General features: G+C 62.4%; 17 protein-coding genes and 1 pseudogene. 11 read left to right on the forward strand and 7 right to left on the reverse strand.

Annotated features, from left to right (window positions below; all coding sequences use genetic code 11):
• Positions 1-196: 196 nt before the first annotated feature.
• On the reverse strand, positions 197-496 hold the full coding sequence (locus ACH49N_RS25120; protein WP_397504785.1) for a hypothetical protein: 300 nt from the start codon (positions 494-496) through the stop codon (positions 197-199).
• Positions 497-1,359: 863 nt separating this feature from the next.
• Between ACH49N_RS25120 and ACH49N_RS25125 the strand changes: the two genes are divergently transcribed.
• From ACH49N_RS25125 to ACH49N_RS25170, 10 genes and pseudogenes are all read left to right on the forward strand, one after another.
• Positions 1,360-2,532 carry a thiolase family protein gene (locus ACH49N_RS25125; RefSeq protein ID WP_358275408.1) on the forward strand — a complete coding sequence of 391 codons (1,173 nt, stop codon included), beginning with the start codon at positions 1,360-1,362 and terminating at the stop codon, positions 2,530-2,532.
• A gap of 509 nt (positions 2,533-3,041) precedes the next feature.
• Entirely contained in the window at positions 3,042-3,482 is a 441-nt protein-coding gene (locus ACH49N_RS25130; protein ID WP_397504787.1) for a PaaI family thioesterase, read from the forward strand.
• 27 nt (positions 3,483-3,509) lie between these two features.
• Entirely contained in the window at positions 3,510-3,905 is a 396-nt protein-coding gene (locus ACH49N_RS25135; RefSeq protein WP_159923457.1) for a Zn-ribbon domain-containing OB-fold protein, read from the forward strand.
• Entirely contained in the window at positions 3,905-5,050 is a 1,146-nt protein-coding gene (locus ACH49N_RS25140) for a thiolase family protein (protein WP_358275404.1), read from the forward strand. The genes ACH49N_RS25135 and ACH49N_RS25140 overlap by 1 nt, the downstream gene beginning before the upstream one ends.
• A 253-nt stretch (positions 5,051-5,303) precedes the next feature.
• Complete coding sequence (locus ACH49N_RS25145; RefSeq protein ID WP_358275403.1) at positions 5,304-6,428, forward strand: acyl-CoA dehydrogenase family protein; 1,125 nt, start codon at positions 5,304-5,306, stop codon at positions 6,426-6,428.
• Positions 6,429-6,433: 5 nt separating this feature from the next.
• On the forward strand, positions 6,434-6,892 hold the full coding sequence (locus tag ACH49N_RS25150; protein WP_358275402.1) for a MaoC family dehydratase: 459 nt from the start codon (positions 6,434-6,436) through the stop codon (positions 6,890-6,892).
• Between the two features lie 34 nt (positions 6,893-6,926).
• On the forward strand, positions 6,927-7,616 hold the full coding sequence (locus ACH49N_RS25155) for an SDR family NAD(P)-dependent oxidoreductase (RefSeq protein ID WP_358275400.1): 690 nt from the start codon (positions 6,927-6,929) through the stop codon (positions 7,614-7,616).
• Between the two features lie 390 nt (positions 7,617-8,006).
• Positions 8,007-8,912: an SDR family NAD(P)-dependent oxidoreductase gene (locus ACH49N_RS25160; protein ID WP_358275398.1), complete on the forward strand. Its 906-nt coding sequence runs from the start codon at positions 8,007-8,009 to the stop codon at positions 8,910-8,912.
• Between the two features lie 58 nt (positions 8,913-8,970).
• Positions 8,971-9,423 (forward strand): nuclear transport factor 2 family protein, encoded by a 453-nt coding sequence (locus ACH49N_RS25165; protein WP_358275396.1) that lies wholly within the window; start codon positions 8,971-8,973, stop codon positions 9,421-9,423.
• Between the two features lie 564 nt (positions 9,424-9,987).
• A pseudogene (locus tag ACH49N_RS25170) lies at positions 9,988-10,357 on the forward strand (IS110 family transposase); the annotation flags it as partial.
• A 204-nt stretch (positions 10,358-10,561) separates the two neighbouring features.
• Here the strand turns inward: ACH49N_RS25170 and ACH49N_RS25175 are convergent.
• The 5 genes from ACH49N_RS25175 to ACH49N_RS25195 form a co-directional block, all read right to left on the reverse strand.
• On the reverse strand, positions 10,562-11,425 hold the full coding sequence (locus ACH49N_RS25175) for an acyl-CoA thioesterase II (protein ID WP_358275395.1): 864 nt from the start codon (positions 11,423-11,425) through the stop codon (positions 10,562-10,564).
• A gap of 81 nt (positions 11,426-11,506) precedes the next feature.
• Positions 11,507-12,655: an acyl-CoA dehydrogenase family protein gene (locus ACH49N_RS25180; RefSeq protein WP_358275393.1), complete on the reverse strand. Its 1,149-nt coding sequence runs from the start codon at positions 12,653-12,655 to the stop codon at positions 11,507-11,509.
• Between the two features lie 102 nt (positions 12,656-12,757).
• Entirely contained in the window at positions 12,758-13,816 is a 1,059-nt protein-coding gene (locus tag ACH49N_RS25185) for an acyl-CoA dehydrogenase family protein (RefSeq protein ID WP_358275392.1), read from the reverse strand.
• On the reverse strand, positions 13,813-14,967 hold the full coding sequence (locus ACH49N_RS25190) for an acyl-CoA dehydrogenase family protein (protein ID WP_159923471.1): 1,155 nt from the start codon (positions 14,965-14,967) through the stop codon (positions 13,813-13,815). The genes ACH49N_RS25185 and ACH49N_RS25190 overlap by 4 nt, the downstream gene beginning before the upstream one ends.
• Positions 14,968-15,053: 86 nt before the next feature.
• A complete protein-coding gene (locus tag ACH49N_RS25195; protein ID WP_358275391.1) occupies positions 15,054-16,262 on the reverse strand; it encodes an amidohydrolase family protein in 1,209 nt (402 codons plus the stop codon).
• A gap of 232 nt (positions 16,263-16,494) precedes the next feature.
• Here ACH49N_RS25195 and ACH49N_RS25200 point away from each other — a divergent pair, with 232 nt between their 5' ends.
• Positions 16,495-16,800, forward strand: coding sequence for a hypothetical protein (locus tag ACH49N_RS25200; RefSeq protein WP_358275389.1), 306 nt, complete (start codon positions 16,495-16,497; stop codon positions 16,798-16,800).
• 27 nt (positions 16,801-16,827) lie between these two features.
• Here ACH49N_RS25200 and ACH49N_RS25205 read toward each other — a convergent pair whose 3' ends face one another.
• A complete protein-coding gene (locus ACH49N_RS25205; protein WP_358275387.1) occupies positions 16,828-17,424 on the reverse strand; it encodes a TetR family transcriptional regulator in 597 nt (198 codons plus the stop codon).
• Between the last annotated feature and the right edge of the window lie 4 nt (positions 17,425-17,428).

Genomic DNA, 17,428 nt, shown 5'->3' on the forward strand with positions numbered 1-17,428 from the left:
AGAGGCCCTGATTGCGATGGCGACACTGACCCGAGGAGGGGCCTGCCCAGCTCTGCCACATCATTAATCGCCCATCAAAGGGTCAGGACAGCCACACATGATCGACGGCATTGCGGAGCCTGCGGAGACGCTGTTGCATACCCGTTCACGGAGAAGAACCCGCCACCCCGCCGCGAACTTGGCCTTCGGGGAAAGTTTAGCTGCGGGTCCCCCTGGCCGTCCCGGATCCCGCGCGAACCCTCTCGTTGCGAACGTTGCCCAAGACGATGCCGTGACGTTGTTTGCCGATCGTGCGGTTGCCGCCGTTCCGGGATTCACGCTCACGGGAGTCGAACGCTGCAGCAGTGGAGGCGATCTGCCGCAGGACCGACGGGCTTTCGGTGCCGGTTGAGCTTGCCGCCGCTCGGTTGCGGGCGATGTCGCCCGAGCAGATCCTGCAGCGGCTGCCGCCCAGCAGGTGCGGTGCGGACCTGGCCGCGGACGAGCTGCTGGACACTCTGTCGTCCGTGGTGAAAAAGTCGATCGTGATCCCGGAGGAGCACGGGATGGTGGTTCGGTTCCGGATGCTCGAGTCTCTCCGCGAATTTGGTTACGAGAAACTCGAACAACTCGGCGAGGCTCTCGCTTGCGCCGCCGGAGACGGGACTGGTACGAGGCGTTCGCGCTTGCATCGGAGGCGGAGTGGATCAGCGGCACCATCTCGACTGGATCGCCCGCCTGCGGCGGGAACAACCGGACCTGCGGGGAGCTCTCGACTTCAGCGTTGACGACGATCCGGCCCGCCGGGGCTGTGCACTCCAACGCGCTGTTCTTGTTCTGGGATTCCAGGATCTTTTTCGTTGAGGGGCGGCGCTGGCTCAACGAATTGCTTGCCCACGAAAGTGGTCCACGCACTGCCGAATGGACCAAAGCGTTCTACGGTGCAGACCAGTGAACCGATGGTATGCGCGTTCGTCTCCTCGACGGAATGCTTGCCCTTTACAGCGGTGATCTGAAGTGCGCATCCTCGCAACTCCGAACGGCCGTTGTGCCGTCCGGGAATGCCGAGATCGAACGCGTCGAGATTGACGAATCCACTAATGTGAGGTTCGCGCCCCCGCCGCCGAGGACTCCAGCGCAGGGCAGACCGTTCAACTTGCGTTGGTGCTGCCTCAGCGCTGTCACAAATTGGGTTCGGCGTTTCTCGATACAGTCCGCACAGTCTGCATGACGAGCCGCGGGTGGCCCACCGGCACCGCTCCTGACACGGCCCGCACAGTCTGGGGGACCGACCTGGTTGACGCACACTTCTTTCGCTATATAGTGAACTGATTAAGCTAAAACCCGGGCGTTGATCGGCCGGCTGAGGACGGGAAAAATATGAGGGATGCAGTTGTAGTTGCGCTGGCGCGGACGCCGATTGGAAAGCGTGGGGGAGGATTGTCGGCCCTTCATGCGGTTGACACGACGGCACAGGTATTAAATGCGCTCGTCGAACGGGCGGGAATCGACCCCTCCATCATCGAAGACGTGCACTGGGGCAATGTAATCAGTGTGGGCCAGCAGTCCGGGAACGTCGCACGAATGGGTGTGCTGGCCGCAGGCTGGCCCGAGAGCGTCCCCGGGTTCACAGTCGATCGTCAATGCGGCTCCTCCCAGCAGGCCATCTCCACCGCCGCGGCAACAGTGATTGCCGGTCATGCCGACGTCGTCGTCGCGGGTGGAGTCGAGATGATGTCGAGTGTTCCGATGGGCGCCGCCACTGTGGAGGGAACAGGTGAAATGGGTGGGCCGGCGGTGCATCGATACGCCGACGCCCTTTCGGCTCCCGGATTCGGCGGACGGTTCAACCAGGGTGCCGGAGCCGAGCTGATCGCTCGCGAGTGGGGGTTGTCCCGCTCACAGCTCGACGAGTACTCCGTGCGTTCACACGAGCGGGCCGCACAGGCGCAGGACAGTGGATGCTTCGACGACGAGATCGTGCCTGTTAGGGTGCAAGACAATATTGTCAGCGCTGACGAGGGTATTCGACGCGGGTCGACGGTCGAGAAACTCGCGACCCTCAAGACTCCATTTTTGGACGGGGGAGTGATCACCGCCGGTAACGCGTCGCAGATCTCCGACGGTTCGGCGGCACTGCTAATCACCACTTCGGAAAAGGCTAGGCAACTGGGGATCCGGCCTTTGGCACGGATCCACACTGCCGTCGTCACGGGTGACGATCCGGTCAAGATGCTGACCGGTCCGATCCCCGCGACACGACTTGTGTTGAAGCGTGCGGGGCTGTCCATCGAGGATATCGATGCTTTCGAAGTCAACGAAGCTTTCGCGTCGGTTCCGCTGGCGTGGCAGGCAGAGACTGGGGTGCCGGACAGCGCGCTGAACCCACTTGGAGGCGCTATCGCACTCGGGCATCCGCTCGGGGGATCAGGCGCTCGCCTGGCCGCAACGTTGATCAACCATCTCGCGCACACCGGTGGCCGATTCGGACTCCAGACGATGTGTGAGGGTGGTGGAACCGCGAACGCCACCATTTACGAGAACCTCCGATAGCAGGCGGTGAGGCGACCGCCGCAACCCGCCCGAAGACATCTCAGTGCACACATGCGGGCAGGACGGATGTCGCATTCCGAGTCCGTCAAGGTGCGGTGATGAGCGACCGAGTCGGGGACCGGATAGACCACAGCAGCCGGACGCACGACATCCCGTGCGTCCGGGGCAGGTGCCTCGGTTGTCGCCGCACTCGCCGGCAGGTGCGCCTTCGCTCCTGCGCCGCCCTCGCATCGGTGCTGGTCAGCGCACTCGAGCACATCCAGCTGCTTGTTGCTTCACTGGCCAGTTGTAGCCCCGAGGTTATCCGATTGCTTCCGGTCTCTAAGAGGCTCCCTCGGTTTAAGGCCTACTCTCCGTATCTCCACGCTGCACTTGAATCGGTGCGGCGTCTCAGCGTCGAAAGGGGCCTTGTGTCCACGACCGGCCGGAACCATGTCGAACAGCCGCCAGCATCGGTGGACCAGAGCGATCCATCCTCACCGTTCTATGCGCCAACTTCGCCTGGCGGAATGAGCCTGTGCCACGGGTGCCGTCGGTTGAATCGCTGCAGGCTCGGGATCGAGAGCGAACAACTCGACGAGACCGGTGCCGTGATCAGCCGTGTGGTGTGTCCCCCGACCGAAGAAGGAGGTCCGAAGGTCGCACATGGCGGGTGGACGGCTGCGGTCATGGACGAACTGGCTGGGCACACGCTGACGATGAACGCAGAATTTGCAGTCACGGGGACGCTGACCGTCAGGTTCGTTCGTCCGGTGCCACTTGGTTGGCAGCTGATTGGTCGGGCGTGGATCACCGAACGCGAGGGCAGAAGGGTGTTCATCAAGGCGACCCTGGAGCTCGGGAGTTCAGAGACGATCGTGGCGGAGGCCGACGCCATCATGATCAAACGTCCAGCCACCCACTTCGAGTCGCATTACAAGTGGTTGGAAGGCCAACAGCGTATAGATTAATAGTTTAGCTGATGATACTGTTTAGACATGACGACGTTCGTAGCGCCGGCCGACTTGTTCCGGGTCGACGGTGACCGTGTGTATTTGATCGCTTCGAGGTCCGCCACGTCGGATCACCTGGTTTTTCCTGCTGAGCCTGATCAGGAAGTCGTGGAGCTGGCACCGGAAGGCCTGCTTTACACGTGGACAAGCCAGGAGTTCCCGCCTCCGTCTCCCCCGGCGCTGCCCGACGGAGAATTTCGACCGTTCGGTGTGGGTTATGTGAAGTTCCCGGAGGGGCTCCTCGTCGAGGGCAGGCTGACGACGTGCAATCCCGACGAGTTGACGATTGACGGCCGTATGCGCGTTGTCGTCGTGCCCTTTGCTGGCGGTGACACCTTTGCTTTCGCTCCGGTGACGGACAGCGCAGAAGGAGAACAGTGATGGCGGCGGTATCGATCATCGGGGTGGGAATGCACCCCTTCGGGCGGTTCCCGGGTAAGTCCGCTCTCGACATGGGCGCGGAGGCCCTGCATTCGGCGCTCCGTGATGCCGGGATCTCCTGGTCTGACGTGCAGATGGGATTTGCGGGCAGTCTGGAGGTTTCCAATCCAGACTCGATCGTCGGGAAGATGGGACTCACTGGGATCCCCGTCTACGGCGTGTTCAACGGCTGCGCGACGGCCAACACCTCACTCTCGATGGCAGCCAAAGCAATCGAACACGGTGAGGCCGATATCGCGGTCGCCGTCGGATTCGACAAGCATCCGAAGGGTGCCTTCTCCGCGGATCCCTCCGTGCTCGGACTGCCGGACTGGTATGCGCAGACCGGGCTCTTCCTCACCACGCACTTTTTCGGGATGAAGATCAATCGTTACATGAGCGATTACGGCATCTCTCCGCGGACCCTCGCTCGGGTCGCCGCCAAGAACATGCGTAACGGTGAACACAACGAAATGGCATGGCGCCGGAAACCGATGTCCGAAGAGGAGATCCTGGCGGCGCGGTACCTGAATTACCCACTCACACAGTATATGTACTGCGCCCCGGACGAGGGTGCAGCCGCGATCGTGCTGTGCAGATCCGATCTGGCGCGCAAGTACGCCTCGACACCGATTACCCTGAGTGCGTCGGTTCTCAGGAGTCGGCGAGAGGGAGCGTTCGAGATGCAGAGCACCTCGCTTCCGCTGACCGGAGCGCCGAGCCCCACTGTCGATGCCTCGCGTGCAGCCTTCGAGATCGCCGGAGTGGAACCGAGTGATGTCGGGGTCGCGCAACTGCAAGACACGGACGCCGGCTCCGAGATCATGCACTTGGCGGAGAACGGATTCTGCGCCGACGGCGACCAGGAGAAGCTCATCGCTGAGGGGCACACCGAGATCACCGGCGTACTGCCGGTCAACACCGATGGCGGGCTGATCGCGAACGGTGAACCGATTGGTGCCTCGGGCCTCCGTCAGATCCGCGAAGTCGTCTTGCAAATGCGTGGCCAGGCCGGCGCCCGTCAGATCGAGAAGGTTCCCTCGGTGGGGTACACCCACCTGTACGGTTCGCCAGGAACCGGCGCGGTCAGCATCCTGGTCCGATGAGGGCATCGCCGGTTCCGCTCTGGCGCAACCGGGACGTCGCTGGCTTGCACAGAGATCAAGTCGTGTCGGCACCCCACGAGACGCTGGTGGGATTCGAAGTGCCGATTAAGTTTCGAAGAGTCACGGGTGACACGTCCCTCGGGGTGCCCTCGCCGCACACGCGAACGGTTCCCAGACGGAGTCGCCGACACGCGGTGCATACGCACGTGAGCACACGTCGACGAGAGCCGAAAGGGTATTCATGGGATTCACGGTGACCGCAGAACAACAGGCACTGCGCGAAGTCATGCAGGCGTTCACGACCAAGCACTCGTCCGAGGTGCAGGTGCGAGAACTGATGGACACGACGGAGTCTTTCGACCCGGTTGCATGGTCGGCTCTGTCCGAACAGATTGGTGCTCCGGCACTGGTGATACCCGAGAAGTTCGGTGGCGCCGGATTTGGATTCGGCGAATTGGGTATCGTGCTGGAGGAGAGCGGGCGGTCCCTACTGGCCGCGCCGCTGCTCTCGTCGAGCGTGCTGGCGACGTACACACTCCTGCTGTCGGAGGATGACGTGCTGTGCGCCGAGCTGCTGCCCGGGTTGGCTGAGGGTGCGCGACTGGGCACCCTGGCCGCCGGCGATGACGACTTGGTGATCGCCCCGAACGGACAGACCACCGCTCGGCACAGCGACGACGGGTGGCGCGTGACCGGCGCGAAGGCGTACGTACTCGATGCGATGTGTGCGGACTTCGTGATCGTAGCGGCCGATACCGAATCCGGGCATTCACTCTTTGTCGTCGATCTTCCACAGACGGAGGTCGACATCACTCCACTGACGGTGATGGACCAGACGAGGAGCTTCGCACGGGTGGACCTCTGCGAGGCGCCCGCGCGTCCGTTAGGGCGCGCTGGTGCCGCGGGAGAGATCCTGGAGCGGGTTGCCGACGTCGCCTCGGTCGCGTTGGCGTGCGAGCAGGTAGGTGCAGCCACGGAGGTATTGGAACGAACTGTCGAGTACCTGAAGGTGCGGAACCAGTTCGGGCGCCCGATCGGCTCCTTCCAGGCACTCAAGCATCGGTGCGCGGACATGCTCGTCGAACTCGAGTCGGCGAGATCCGCAGCGACCTACGCAAGTACGGCCGTCGAGGAGAACTCTCCCGACCTTCCTCAGGCAGCGGCCATTGCGAAGACCTACTGTTCGGAGGCCTTCTACCACATCGCCGCCGAGAGTATTCAGATGCACGGCGGCATCGGGTTCACCTGGGAACATCACGCCCACCTCTACTTCAAGCGAGCGAAGGCCTCGGAGTTGCTCTTCGGGTCTCCAGCACACCATCGAGCACGACTGGAAACACTGATCGGCCTTGTTCCGCACACGACCGCGAAAGGATAGTTCACATGCGCACATTCACCTCCATTGATGACATCTGCGCCGCAGTAGGCGACGAACTCGGCACCAGCGAGTGGATCCAGATCACCCAGGACCGCGTCGACCGATTCGCCGATGCGACCGGTGACCACCAGTGGATCCACGTCGACGTCGAACGCGCGACAGCGGAGAGCCCGTTCGGCGGCCCGATCGCACACGGCTATCTGACGCTGTCGCTGGTACCGATGCTCGGATGGCAGATCTTCGAGATCAAGGGTTCGAAGATGGGCATCAATTACGGTTCGAACAAGGTGCGGTTCATCAACCCTGTGACAGTCGGCTCGCGCTTGCGCCTACGTGCGAAGCTGCTGTCGGCAGAAGCATTGCAGGATGGATCACTCCAGATGATCGTCGGTCAGACGATGGAGATCGAGGGGCGGGACAAGCCTGCACTCGTCGCAGAAACGGTGAGCAGGGTCGCTTTCTGAACGGCGAATATCTACGGACTGGAAGGGAAGACCGGTGGCGGAGCGCGCGGTAATCGTGTCGGGAGGCAGCGGGGGACTGGGTGTCGCTGTCGTCAGGAAACTCATCGACACCGGATGGCACGTTGTTGTGCCATGGATCGCCGAGGCGGAACTCGAACGGTTGCCGCAGTCGGAACTAGTTACTCTGTGCAAGGCAGACCTGTTCGTCGAAGAGCAGGCCCGGTCCGTCATCGTTGCAGCGCAACCCAACTCAAAGGCACCGTTGAAGGCCGTCGTGAACCTGGTCGGAGGATTTGCCATGGGCGACTTGGTTGCTGAAACTCCGATCGATGATTTCGACCGCATGATGCAGCTGAATCTTCGGCCACTCTACCTGCTCACGCAAGCTGCACTTCCGTCGCTGATCGAATCGGGCGGTGGCTCGATCGTGGGAGTCTCGGCGCGCTCTGCCTTCACTCCGTTCGCGGGAGCCGCCGGGTATATCACGGCCAAAGCGGCCGTGTGGGCGTTCGTGCACGCGCTTTCTGTGGAGTATCGCGACTCCGGAGTCAGGGCCAATGTCATCATGCCGTCGGTGATCGACACCCCCGGTAACCGTGCATCGCAACCGGAGGCCTCGCATCATGGATGGGTGTCACCCGAGCGGGTTGCCGAGACGATCGAGTTCCTGGTATCCGACTCAGCGAGTTCGGTAAACGGTGCTCGAGTGCCGGTCTCCGGATAAATTCTCGGCAACATAATGGTGGACGGCCGACGTGGCCACTCGCCGATATGTTCCGATGTCAGCATGGACTGACGCGGTGCGATCGCCGCCAAGAACACACCGCGTCAGTCCGCTCGAGAGTATGTCAAACAAAATACGAAAAGACTGAACTCGATCAAGACTCCCTGATCGCATCCGCGCCCCGAAGGCATCCGTCACGAGGCCCAATCGCGAGGAATCTGACCGAAACCGGAACGGTTCAGGCATCGAAGTCCTGCTCGGAGCGGAATGCGTGCTGTCATTGACGTGGTCAGTCGTGAATTCCCATGTGTCGCAAACGTAAGACATACGTTCGATTGAGATTGGTCCTTCGGGACCTCGGGAAGGCCAACAGTTCAGAAGAGGTGCCGAATGCACGAAACGCGAGTCGCAGTGGTGACGGGATCTTCCGACGGGCTTGGGTTCGCTCTGGTCAGACATCTCGCGACCTCCCTTGGGCCGGATTCAGCAGTTTACGTCACCGGCCGGAACGTAGAACGCGGTGAGGCCGCGGCACACCGCCTGCGGCGGGCTGGGCATCACGGTGTGAGATTCGCGCGTCTTGATGTTTGCGATGAAAACGACGTAGCGCAGTTCGTGTCCGATATCGGAAAAGAGCACGGCGGCATCAACATCTTCATCAGCAATGCGACAGCACATTTCAGTCGCGATAGGCCGCAGGCGCAAGATGTTGCCCAATTCATCGGGACCAACAATCTGGCGCTCACTCGCCTGATGCGTGAGACGAGGGACTTGCTGAGGCCCGGGGGCCGCTTTATCACGATGGCGAGCAGTTTCGGTCGTCTACGTCGTGAAGCGGCAGTGGGGTACCCGCGTCTTGAGGTTTTCGCTGACGCGTTCGGACAAAACTGGTCCTTTTCCGAAGATCAGGCGGCACGTCTGTCCGATGCCGCCCTCACACTCGACGACATCGATGACATCATGACAAACTATGTAGCCGATGTTCGTACTGGCGTAGCTGCCCAGAAGGGCTGGCAGGACTGGATCAACGTTCCCTCCAAGGCCGGTCAGATTGCAGCAACCCGTGCGTTCGCGCGTCTCTTCAACCCGGGCGATGCGAACGGTGTTCTGGTCAACGCCGTGGATCCAGGCTTCACCGACACCCCTGGCGCTCGCGGGTTCGGTCTCGACACTAGATCCGCTCGCAACGTGGACGAGTCGGCAGCGATCGCTACGTGGGTAGCACTGCTGCCCACGGGGACGACGGCACCACATGGAGAGTTGATCAAGGATCGCCGGGTTGTGCCGTGGCCGTAGCCGGACTCCTCCGGGGCCCGAGCCCCCTCCGTGCGTAGAGGGAAAGTGATGGCAACCAATGGATTTGTCGGATATCGACTCGGGCCGAACTGCCACGGAGCGCATGTTGGACGAGCAAGGAATTCGCGATGCCTGCATGCGTTACTGGGCTGGTGTGGACCAGCGCGATCCTGGACTGTTCGCCTCCGCCTTCACCGCCGAGGCAGAGATTTCACTGCTTGGCCGGGCAGTCAAGGTAACCGACCTGGTGCGACAAGGGCTCGACGGAGGCTTCATTCACTCGTCTCATAGTTTGGCGAGTCAGTCGATTACCCTCGGCCGCGCAGGAACCGCCTCAGCCACCAGCTTTGCGGTGGCGCATTTGCTCGCCGCCTCAGGTTCGATCTTCGTGCGCGGACTCAGGTACGACGATGCCCTTGTCCTGGTTGAAGGTGGGTGGCGAATCAGTCGGAGAGAGCATCGAACACTTTGGCAGTACGACGTGGCATCGGTTGTTCCCCACATCTCATGACTGCGAGCCTTGATGCTTGGACGTTCCGACTGTTGCTGGTCCAGATTCACCGTCGATCGATGGCCGAAACCGGGGTGGGTCTACGGGAAGTACCCCGTTCGAGGCGAAGGCATGTCAAGTAGGTGAGGCTTGCCGGTCGAATAGTCGAACAGCAGAGAAGGACACCATCGTCATGGACGCAACCCCGTGGCTCCCGCATCCCCCGACCTAGTCTAGTCCGTCTCGCCGGAACTCCGTTGATAAATCGAACACGACTGTCGCGGACCGCACCATGCACTTGTCCTCGATCCACTTCAGGCGCCGCACTCGTATTCGGTGACATCTCCACACCCTGGTCGTCACCGCCACCCACCCGATCGCAACATTTCGTGGCTTGGTGGACCGAGCATCAGCGGGTCGGGTTCGGTTTCGATATCGCCGGGAGACTTTGTCGGCCGGTCTCCATCCCGGCGGGCGTTCGCGGGGATCCTGCAAGCCCGGAAAGGCGCCCACACGCTGTTGCGTTGAGAAACGGGAACTGACCGTAGAACGTCTGGCACGGGCCGTCACCTGCTAAAACTAATGCCCCTCACGGCCGCACGCTACCGACACTGTCACCACGGCTCGGGCGCAAGGTTCGACGCCGGTGACGCCAGCCTGCTCGCCATCTGGTGGACACGAACCAACACAACCACCGGTCGCACGCCGGCGACAGCCCGTCCGCCGACGCGATCAGGGTCCTTGCCCGCGGCACCAGGATTTGATCTGGGCGGACTCGGTACCAATGCATTGCGCTCGGCGCTGCGCGTGTATTAGCCAGCTGCGCCGAGGTATCGACGCCTGCACGACCGCGACGCGCTGGCCATATCCGATCGCGCACCGACGGCCGCGCACCTCACCCTGTCGGCGATCCGCGCGCCCTGAACGAGCTGGTCACCAATGCAACCTCGGCACGCCTATCAGCCACAGGCGAGCCACTTCGAGAACATGGTCTGCCGTGAGGTTTCGCGTCGGGGTTTTCGTGGGCATCGGAAACTGACTGACCGGACGGGGCGCAAAGGCTCTTGGGAGGAGCAGAATCTCGGTTTAACAAGGCATTTCGGAAGAGCCGCTTCATTGTGCCGGTGCTCGACATCGTCGCCTTCCGCCCCACTGAGTCTCACGACACAGGGCGAATGAGGCCCTCCTGAAGTACCGAGGCCACGTGGACACCGTCCGCGGTGTAGAACGCGCCCCGGCACAACCCCAGCCCGCCGTAGGCTGTGGGCGACACCTGGTCGTAGAGGAGCCATTCGTCGACCCTGAATGGCCGGTGAAACCACACGCAGTGATCCAGGGAGGCGATCATCACGCCTGGATGGGTGGGAGGAAGGCCGTGAGGGAGGAGTGATGTAGAGAGGAATGTCAAGTCTGCGATGCAGGCCAGTAGGGCATTGTGTGTGTTCTGTCTGGAGGTGGGGAGTGGCTCGACCGCACGCATCCAGACCTGAGAGTGTGCAGTGAGACCGGTAGTGCTCGCCGGGGCGCTCGCTGGTCCCGTGGGCACGATCCGGATATCGAGTTGCTCCCACTCGCGGTAGAACTGGGGCCACTCGTCGGGGCGATCATGGGCCAGGTCGGCTGCGCTGTGCAGGTCGTCCGGCGGCGTGGTGCTCGGGACAGGAAGCTGGTGGTCGAATCCGTCCACTTCCTCGCGATGATAGGACATGCGTGCCGAGAACAGTCGAACATCGCCCTGGTACGCGTCGACATTCCGGCTCGCGAATGAACCGCCGTCTCGTACGCGTTCGACGGCGAATCGGATCGGCCGGTCAGCGCTACCAGGACGCAGGAACTGGCACTGGACGGAGTGTGCCGGCCAGGGTTCGGGCAGAGTCTGTGAGGCGGCCTCCATCGCCATACCGGCCACCTGGCCACCGAACACTCGGGGAAGCCGGTAACGTGTCGGTTGGCCTTCGAAGACCGTCGGCGCGATCTGTTCGAGATCGATCAGCTCCAGCAGATCACGGTGCTTCACGGACATGAGTGCTCCTCGGGGCGTGTTGTTCCACGGCGGCGGTTACGGGTTGTTGGCGTCGGATCGCGGCCTGGGATTGCCGAGGCGTCAATAGCCCAGTTTGCGGCCGACCAGATCGAGCATGATCTCGTTCGTGCCACCGTAGATCCTCTGGACACGCGCGTCGCGCCACAACCTGGCGATTTCGTACTCGTTCATGTAGCCGTAGCCACCATGCAATTGGAGGCAGCGGTCGACGATTTTCCACTGGGTTTCGGTCGTCCACCACTTCGCGCCGGCGGCCTCCTCGGCCGTCAACTCGCCCGAGTTCACTCGCATGATGCACTCGTCGACATAGATCTGCATAACATCGATCTCGATCTTCATCTGTGCGAGCGCGTGACGATTGATCTGGAACTTGCCGATCTCTTGGCCGAAGGCCTTGCGTTCGAATGCGTATTCGCTGGTGAGAGCGACGGCACGGCGGGCCTGCGCGACGGCGTGGATTCCGATCGCCAGTCGTTCGGCCGGCAGGTTACGCATCAGGTGGTAGAAGCCCCGGTTCTCTTCGCCAAGGAGGTTCTCCACCGGAACTCGCACATTGTCGAAGAATAGTTCGGCGGTGTCCGCGGCCTTCTGGCCGATCTTGTCGAGATTGCGGCCGCGGGTGAAGCCCTCCATTCCGGTTTCCAGGACGATCAGACTGATGCCCTTGTGGGGCTTTTCGGCATTGGGATCGGTGCGGCAGACGACGACGACGAGGTCGGCCAGCATTCCGTTCGAGATGAACGTCTTCGCGCCGTTGACGACGAAATGGTCACCTTCGCGTCGGGCGGACGTCTTGACGTTCGCCAGATCCGATCCGGCGCCCGGTTCCGACATCGCGATCGCCGTGATGTACTCACCGGACATGTACTTGGGCAGCCAGCGCTGCTTCTGCTCATCCGTTGTCAAATCGCGGAAATATCCGGCGAGAATGTCGTTCTGGACACCAAGGCCGATTCCGACAGAGCCTGTCGCGTGGTACTCCTCGTTGAGGATCGCGTTGAAGCGAAAATCGTCGAGGTCGGAACCCCCGAACTTCTCCGGCATGTCCCACCCGATGAGGCCGAGCTTTCCGGCCTCGAGCCAGGCGTCGCGATCGGCGTAGCCACGTTCCTCCCATTCCACGGAGTGCGGTGCGCAGTGGGTCTCGAAGAACGCTCGTGCGGTTGCCCGGAACTCGTCGTGTTCGGGTTCGAAAATTTTACGTCGCATCGGTTATCCCTCCGTCTGGAACTGGAACGGTGACCGCTGTGCGGTCTCGGCAATCAGCTGAATTGAGTTTCTGTTAACTGTTGTGGAACGTCCTGCAGGGAGTCAGTGGGAAACCGCGAAATCCCACACCGATCCGTCTGAGCACATGGCGCGACGTCCGAGGTCGGTCGACCACTCGGTCGGTGTCCCGAAATCACGGTTCCAGGACAGGGCACGAGTGGTGAAGTGCCGCAGCTGGTGGTCGAGGGTGAATCCGATGGCACCGAACGCTTGGTGCACGTTGCGGCCGACTCCCACCGCGGCTCGCCCGGCCTGAATCTTTGCCACGGCTGTGGCAATCGAGCTCGTATCGGACACGAACCCGTCCTCAGCGGCGACGGTGACGGCGTGTGCGGTCGCGGCCTTCGCGGTCGTCAACAGGCCGACGGAGCGAGCGATCAGATCCTGCACCGCCTGGAATCTGCCGATCGGCCGACCGAACTGGTGCCGTTCCGAGACATGAGTGATCGCGAGATCGAGGGAGCGCTCCAGCGCACCGCAGATTTGGATCGATCGAGCCCATGCTCCCCGTGTCCGCAGCTGCATGCGAAGGTCGGACGACACCGAGGTGACATCCAGATCGCGGCCGGCGAAGCGGACGACGGCGCAGTTCTCGCCGGCTAGGTCGCCGACGGGCGTGATCGTCGCACGATCCAGCGGAAGGTACCCGATGAAGTCCTTCCCGACGATCAGGATGTCCGCGGCCACCGCTGCCCACGGAACTGCAGGCAAGCGGATGTCGTCGGCGGAGATATGCGAACGTGCCAGATCGACGCAGACGGCGGTGCTCGGAGATCCCGATGGGGTTTCGCCGAGCTCGGTGAGTAGCCAGGCGCCCAGCAGATCGGTTTCGGCCAGGGGGGCGGGAAGTGCATGGAATCCGGCGCGATCGAGCAGGACGGATGCTTCCATGAGCCCGGCGCCGCTACCGCCCGAAGACTCCGGTGTGGTCAACAGTGTCAGACCGGCCTCGCCGAGGAGGTTCCATGCGTCGACAGAAAATGGGAGGGACACAGTCGGACTGTGGAGGTGGGGCTCGACGATCGATGCGAACATGTCGTCGGCCAGTTCGCGCAACGCGTTGATTTCGTCCGCGGTCGGTACGTGCAAGGTCGATGTCATCGAAGTCCCAATCCTCGGGCGATGACCCCGCGGAGAATCTCGCTGGTGCCACCGCGAAGTGTAAAACCGGGGGAGTGCAGCAGAGCTTCGGCAAGGAGCCGGGAGATCTCGTCGTCCGACTCCAGATCAGGACGGACCTCGGGAATCAGCTCCGCGCACTCGCTCACGAGGCGTTGCTCGTAGGACGTGCCGATCTCCTTGACCACGGCCGCGCTCAGATCGGCCGACTCGTTACCGGATAGCGCACGCGCGACGGAACCGGAGAGGTGGCGCAACGTCATCAGGTCGGCGACAAGGCCGCCGAGGGTCGTCATCGCACCGCTGTTCTCGGGGTCCAGTCGGGTCGCGACACTGTCGAGTAGCGGTTGCGGTGAGAGGAACCGCTCCGGCCCACTCCGTTCGAAACCGAGTTCCGACCCGACCTGGCCCCAGCCCGAACCTATGGCGCCCACGACCATGTCATCGGGTACGAAGACGCGGTCGAGGACAACCTCGTTGAAGTGGTGCTGTCCGGTCAGTAATTTGATCGGTCTGATCTCGATGCCCGGTGAGTCGAGGGGGACGAGGAATTGGCTCAGGCCGTCGTGGCGGTGGGTCGGATCGAGTTCGGACGTACGGGCGAGGACGAAGAAGGCTTCGCTGTGGTGGGCTCCGGAAGTCCAGACCTTGGTCCCGGTGACGTGCCATCCGCCGTCAGCGCGAACGCCCCGGGTGCGAACTGCGGCCAGGTCGGAACCGGCCTCAGGTTCGCTCATTCCGATCGCGAAGTGGCAAGTACCGTTGGCGATTCGGGTCAGATAGCGTTCACGTTGAACGGTGTTCCCGTGCCGGACCAGTGCCGGGGCGACCTGCCGGTCAGCGACCCAGTGGGCGGCGACGGGGGCACCGTGGGCAAGGAGTTCCTCGGTGACGACAAAACGTTCCAGGTGGGTACGTCCCGGACCCCCGAAGTCGGTAGGGATTGTCATACCGACCCAACCCTGACGGGCGAGACGTTGGCTGAATCCGGGATCCCACGAGGAGATCCAGGAGTCCACACGGGACTCCCACCGGTATTGCTCGCGATCCGCGGCGAGGAATTCCCTGACCGCTCTGCGGAGGTCAATTGTCTCCGCAGGGAGCGGGACAACGTCCGGGACTAATCCAATCATGGTCGGAACCACCTCTTGCTCGATAGGTGTTGCGCGGCGCCGTGGATTCGGGAGGGACCACGGCGCCGCGCTCGATCAGCCGACGGTCAGGCGCCGGTGAACAGCCCTATTCCGTTGTCGCGCAGGAACAGTTTTCGTCGTTCTTCTCCGAGCCCTTCGGCCTTCTGGAAGAAGTCGGCCGGTTCGCGCAGACCCTCGGCGTGTGGCCAGTCCGAGCCCATGACCAGGCAGTCCACCGTGCCGAGCTTGTCGGCCATGGTGACCGTGTCGTCCTCCGGATACGGGACTACGCGGATGTGGTTCTTGAAGATCGTGCTCGGCCGCTCGGACAACTGGCCTCCGAGCCAGCGGCCGTTTCGTGCCATGCCACGACTCTTGTCCATGTGCCGGATGAAGTGCGGAACCCACTCGGCTCCGAACTCGCTGACGAGGACCTTGATATTCGGGAAGCGGCCGAACAGGTTGTCGAAGATCAGGGCCGACAGGGTGTCGGTGATTGGCCGCTCGCCGTAAGTGTTCTGCCACTGCCATGCGGAGAACTGGAAGGGCGGAACCAACTTCCAGCCCCAGTCTGCGGCGACATTGGCCTGATAGTAGAACTCCGAGATGTGGTAGGAGACGACAACCTTCGCCTCGTTGACGCGGGCCCAGAACGGGTCGAAGTAGGGATCACCGGGGGATCGGCCGTAAGCGGGGCCGGCAGGGAGCATGATGAACCGCGCGCCCGCGTTCAGAACTCGGTCCAGCTCGGCACAGGCCCGATCAAGGTCGCGCAACGACAGCAACGCAGGAGCGTGGATTGTGTCCTTGTAGCAAAAGCCCCAGTCCTCGTCGATCCAACGGTTGAACGACTCGAGGTTGTCGTAGAGAACCTCCGCGTCGTCGAGGTAGGCCTCCGCGAGCAGTCCCCAGCCGCCCGGGTACATCACGGTCTTCTCGATCTGCTGCTCGGCGAGCTGGATGAGACGCTTGTCCCGGTCGCGGTACTCCGGCTGGATGGGCTCGTAGAACCGCTCGGCGTCGGTAGCGTTACCTGAAGCCCGTTGCTTGAGCATCTCGACCAGAGATCCCGGTACGTAGGCCTGTTCGAGGTCTGCTTCGAGGGCGGTGACGATGCGGTCGTTCGCAAGCAGGACCTTACGGTCGAACCCGGGTGCTTCGATCGGCCGTACCGCCGTGTGCAGCTTGTTCTTCGGCATGAAGCGTGTGAATGCGTCCGGTGCCTCGTAAGAGTGCTGGTCGAAGTCTGTCAGTAGGTAGGGGAGCTTTCCCACAGAGTTCTGGATCAGCGCCATTGCTCACCTCCGGGTGTGTCGTCTCGGCAGGACGAGGTTTGGTGGAGATCTCCACCGTTGATGTGGTGGAAGAGTTCCACCGTTGATGTGGTGGAAGATCCACCGTTGTGAGACAGAGTATCAGTCTGAGATATTGTCGCGCAATGGGTATACCGGTATATAATTAAGCTTATCAGTGAGGGTGTTCTGCCCGAACATCATGACCAGTGGACGTACTTTTGGAGGTAGGTACATGGATCCTAAGCGGGTCGGAAGCGACTCCGTTCTTCGCCACGCGAGCAGGGATTTTCGCCCAGTGGAAGGCGGCCGAAGGCTGGCGGTGCCGCGTGTCGGCGTCCTGCCGGGCCGGCCTGCGCACGAGATAGTGGCGTTTGCTCGGATGTGGTTGCCCTACGGTGGGGCTCCCGCCGAGGAGATCTTCGAGCAGTTCGGCATGTCGACGCGCCGCTTCCGTGAAGCGCTCTGGGCAAGTGTCCGTGCTACCGGTACGAATTTGAGCGACCAGATAGCCCTCACTGCCGTCTATCCGCGCGTGTAGGCGCGGGTCGGACCCCGCGCGTCCGGCTCACCGGCCCTCTGGGCCGCACAGACGAAGTGCGTCAGCGAACTGATCCCCGAGAATCCGTTCGATGGTGGTGTCCTCCGGGCTGGCCTGCCATGCCCAAAGGGCGGCCGCGAGGCAGGCCACGGCGAGGTTGGCGAGAAGAATATCCGTGGTGGCGGGAGACTGCTCATCGCGTTCCCGCGCGAGCTGGCGGGCAATGCCACGTTCCCACCGCAGTCGCATTCGCATGCTGCGTGCCTCGAGTTCACGGGTGGTCATGACCAGACGTGTCAGGCGCTGTCCCTCCGAGGAATCATCGTCGAGCAGACCGCGACCGAAGCGGGCCACCGGTGATGCCAGGGCGGCGAGGTTCTGGCGCGGGTCTTCCCGTTCGGCGATGTGTGCCACCATCTCGGCGACCGCGTCGGTCTCGTTGGTGAACAGCACTTCCTCCTTGGACCCGTAGTAGCGAAAGAAGGTCGCGCGTGACACCCCCGCCAATTCCGTGATCTCGTCGACACCAGTGGCGTCGTAGCCTTGCTTCTCGAAGAGCTCCAAAGCGGCATCCTCGATGTCGCGGCGCGTCCGGGTTCGGTTCCGTTCGCGAAGCGACGTCATGATG

The sequence above is a fragment of the Rhodococcus sp. NPDC019647 genome (assembly GCF_044389235.1).
In the GTDB taxonomy this organism is placed as follows: domain Bacteria; phylum Actinomycetota; class Actinomycetes; order Mycobacteriales; family Mycobacteriaceae; genus Rhodococcus_F; species Rhodococcus_F oxybenzonivorans.

Bases quoted from the DNA above. Each gene is read 5' to 3' on its own strand.
- ACH49N_RS25125 (WP_358275408.1), top strand. From the start codon at position 1,360: ATGAGGGATGCAGTTGTAGTTGCGCTGGCGCGGACGCCGATTGGAAAG.
- ACH49N_RS25130 (WP_397504787.1), top strand. From the start codon at position 3,042: ATGAGCCTGTGCCACGGGTGCCGTCGGTTGAATCGCTGCAGGCTCGGG.
- ACH49N_RS25135 (WP_159923457.1), top strand. From the start codon at position 3,510: ATGACGACGTTCGTAGCGCCGGCCGACTTGTTCCGGGTCGACGGTGAC.
- ACH49N_RS25140 (WP_358275404.1), top strand. From the start codon at position 3,905: ATGGCGGCGGTATCGATCATCGGGGTGGGAATGCACCCCTTCGGGCGG.
- ACH49N_RS25150 (WP_358275402.1), top strand. From the start codon at position 6,434: ATGCGCACATTCACCTCCATTGATGACATCTGCGCCGCAGTAGGCGAC.
- ACH49N_RS25160 (WP_358275398.1), top strand. From the start codon at position 8,007: ATGCACGAAACGCGAGTCGCAGTGGTGACGGGATCTTCCGACGGGCTT.
- ACH49N_RS25165 (WP_358275396.1), top strand. From the start codon at position 8,971: ATGGATTTGTCGGATATCGACTCGGGCCGAACTGCCACGGAGCGCATG.
- ACH49N_RS25175 (WP_358275395.1), bottom strand. From the start codon at position 11,425: ATGTCCGTGAAGCACCGTGATCTGCTGGAGCTGATCGATCTCGAACAG.
- ACH49N_RS25180 (WP_358275393.1), bottom strand. From the start codon at position 12,655: ATGCGACGTAAAATTTTCGAACCCGAACACGACGAGTTCCGGGCAACC.
- ACH49N_RS25185 (WP_358275392.1), bottom strand. From the start codon at position 13,816: ATGACATCGACCTTGCACGTACCGACCGCGGACGAAATCAACGCGTTG.
- ACH49N_RS25190 (WP_159923471.1), bottom strand. From the start codon at position 14,967: ATGATTGGATTAGTCCCGGACGTTGTCCCGCTCCCTGCGGAGACAATT.
- ACH49N_RS25195 (WP_358275391.1), bottom strand. From the start codon at position 16,262: ATGGCGCTGATCCAGAACTCTGTGGGAAAGCTCCCCTACCTACTGACA.
- ACH49N_RS25200 (WP_358275389.1), top strand. From the start codon at position 16,495: ATGGATCCTAAGCGGGTCGGAAGCGACTCCGTTCTTCGCCACGCGAGC.
- ACH49N_RS25205 (WP_358275387.1), bottom strand. From the start codon at position 17,424: ATGACGTCGCTTCGCGAACGGAACCGAACCCGGACGCGCCGCGACATC.